Here is a 2,491-nt window from a genome sequence, read left to right as displayed (position 1 = left end):
CGGGGCCGTCGCACGCCGCGACGTCCACGGGGCCGCACCCGGCGGAGCCGCCCTCCCCGGAGGGGGCGCGCGAGCCCTCCGCGCCGGGCGCCCCTCCGCAGGGGACGCCGCAGCCGGCGCAGGCCGAGAACGCCGGCCCGTCGGACGCGCCGTACGGCGCGTCGCCTGAGGCCGCGCACGGCGCGCCCCACGACGTCCCCCACGACGTCCCGGCCCCGCCCGCGCCGGAGGTCCCGCACGGCGCGTCGCCGGCGCCCGCCGAGGGCACCGGGCCGCTGCCGGACCTGGAGGCGCTGACGCGGCTGGCCGTCCGGTCCGAGAGCACCCGGCCGGAGACCCCGGCGTCCGGCGCCCCGTCGCCCGTCGGGCCCGACGCCCCGCCGCAGGGCCCGTCCCGGCCGCCTCAGGCGGCCGTGCCCGAGGAGGGCCGGGCGGAGGCCCCGCCGTACGGTCCCCTCGCGACCGGCGAGCAGGGGATCGCCGCGCCGGCCGCCGTGGAGGAGGGCGCGCAGGCCGCGCCGGACCCGGGCGTCGTGCCGCCGCTGCCGCGGCGGTCGGGCGACGATCGCCCCGAGCCAAAGGTCGGCGAGCGGGCGGCGATGCGGCTGCCGCACGGCGTGCGGCTGTGGGTCGACGCCGGGGACGGCGGGGAGCCGCGGCCGGTCGCGGTCTACGACGCCGCCAGCGGTGGTTGGACGCCGGTCCCGGCGACATGACGGGAGATTCCGGGTACACCGGACGGTGAAGCGGCGCTCGACGCGCTAACGTCTCCTTCCACCGAAATGCCGGCCGCCTGGAGTGCCCCCGTTTGGACTGGAACGAGTTCGCCCAGCGCCTGACCCGCGAGCTGATGCACCTGCCGGTCGACGCGTACGTCGTCGTGCAGGGATTCGGCGGGATGCCCTACGTGCAGGCGATGCGGTACCGCAGCGGACTGCACGCCGAGGCGGTGAGCAGCGACTACCTGCCCGAGCCGCTGAGCCCGCGGCAGGAGTCGACGCTGTCGGAACTGGGCTGGCAGCGTCCCGACGGCGACAAGCGCCGCAACTGGTGGTGCCGGGTGACCCTGCCGGCCGACCCCACCGAGATCACCCGGGAGCAGGCCGCCCGGTGCCGGGCGCTGGCCGAGCGGATGGCCGCCGCGTTCAGCGACGTGTACGGCGTGCCGTCGGTGGCCGACCTGTGCTATGAGGCCGCCCGTCAGGGCGAGGGGCCCGAGCCGCTGTCGATGCCGGGGCTGGGCATCGCCCGGGCTGACCAGGAGCCGGCGCCCGCCGGACCGCCGCCCCCGCCGCAGTGGGCGGTGTTCACCGAGCAGCTCGCCTGCGAGCTGGCGTCGATGCAGCCGCAGATGGGGCTGGTGATCTCCCAGCGGCGTCGGGACAGCTACTACGTGCAGGCGTTCTGCGACGCCCGGCGGGTGCACGCCGAGGCGGTCAGCGGGCAGGCGCTGCCGCCGGGGGTCCCGGTGTTCGACGCCGCCCGGGAGGAACGGCTGGCCGCGGTGGGATGGCGCTGGCCCGGCGATCACCCCAACTGGACGTTCGACCTGCCCGCCGGGGCCGAGCCGGAGGAGTTCCGGCGGCTGGCGGAGATGATGGTGGTCGCGCTGCGCGAGGTCCAGTCGGCCCGCGACCCCGACGACCTGGTGTACGAGGCGTTCATCGGCCCCTCGTACGTGGAGCTGACCGAGCTGGGCATCCCGCCCGCCGACCCGTCCCGGACGGAGATCCGCAAGACCAGCCCGCCGCTGCCCGCGGCCCGGACCGGCGCGCCCGCCGGCTCGGCCCGGCACGCCGACCCGGAGGTCGAGGCCGCCCTGGCCGCCGCCAAGAACCGCGGCGACCGGACCGGTTACCTGAACATCGTGCTGCGCGCCCGGCTGTACGTGCCGGTGACCGCGGAGGGGCGGTACCTGACCGCCGACTACCACGACGGCACCTACCTGCTGGCGTTCACCTCCCCCGACGCCATGGACTCCGCGCTGGAGGGGCCGCTGCGGGACTACCGGCGCACCACGTTCGCCGAGCTCGCCGCCGAGTGGCCCGATCCCGCCTGGCGTCTGGCGATCAACACCCGGCTTCCCAGCGCCGCCTACATCGACGCCGACACCGTCGGGCGGGTCGCGGAACACGCCCGTTCCGGCCGTCCGCTCTCCTCCGCCCTCGCGGCCTCCGACGCCCCCGCCCCCGGACCGGAGGGGCGTCCCGTCCCCGGGGGGACGGACGCCGGGAACGACGCGGCGCCGTCCGGTCCGCCGCCCGCCGGATCGGACTCCGGGCCCCGCCCGGGCGAGGCCCGGCCGCCCGCGACCGCCCCCGCCGACGTTCCGGTCGCCGGGGAGGCCGCCCGCGCCGCCGGGCCCGGCCTTCGCGCGCCCCATGGGGACGACGAGCCGCCCACGGCGTCGACGGTCGGGGAGGCCGCCGGCGTCGCCGGCGAGGCCCGTCCGGCGGGGTCGGCCGCCGATGCGCCGGTCGCCGGGAGGGCG

At 78.5% G+C, this 2,491-nt stretch carries 1 protein-coding gene and 1 pseudogene; both read left to right on the top strand.

The window, feature by feature from the left end; all coding sequences use genetic code 11:
- Positions 1–716, top strand: a pseudogene (locus EIO00_RS24385) (hypothetical protein); the annotation flags it as partial.
- A gap of 92 nt (positions 717–808) precedes the next feature.
- Positions 809–2,491 (top strand): TY-Chap domain-containing protein (locus EIO00_RS23905; protein ID WP_140182691.1); only part of this gene is annotated, 1,683 nt, incomplete at its 3' end.

This window comes from Thermomonospora catenispora (assembly GCF_006363815.1).
Taxonomy (GTDB): domain Bacteria; phylum Actinomycetota; class Actinomycetes; order Streptosporangiales; family Streptosporangiaceae; genus Thermomonospora; species Thermomonospora catenispora.
Note: the sequence above shows the minus strand (reverse complement) of the source record. Positions and strands in the feature narration are given on the sequence as shown.